This window comes from Psychrobacter sp. TB20-MNA-CIBAN-0197 (assembly GCF_040309765.1).
Taxonomy (GTDB): domain Bacteria; phylum Pseudomonadota; class Gammaproteobacteria; order Pseudomonadales; family Moraxellaceae; genus Psychrobacter; species Psychrobacter submarinus.
This window is the reverse complement of the sequence record NZ_JBEOPC010001170.1, coordinates 1-247: the sequence shown is the minus strand read 5'-3', so window position 1 is coordinate 247 and position 247 is coordinate 1. Positions and strand designations below refer to the sequence as shown.

Below are 247 nucleotides of genomic sequence, written 5' to 3'. Positions count from 1 at the left end.
CTTCCAAATCCTCGTAGTTACTGGGGACGATATCAGCGCCAAACGCACGTTTGTGTCCTGCCACCGCTGATGACATACATAGACGGGAGTTAGAATCGATATTGTTATTACCGATAAAGCCCTTGATAAATTTATTGGCGACATAATAATCTTCAGTCAATAGCTGCCCTGAGACATAGAACATAATGCTGTCGCGACCATGCTTGGCAATGGTGTCATTTAGGCGATGAGCAATATCTTCTAATAC

At 43.3% G+C, this 247-nt stretch carries 1 protein-coding gene; it reads right to left on the bottom strand.

The window, feature by feature from the left end:
- On the bottom strand, window positions 1-247 hold a 247-nt coding region (locus AAEY83_RS17615), incomplete at both ends, for a molybdopterin-dependent oxidoreductase (protein WP_351061265.1).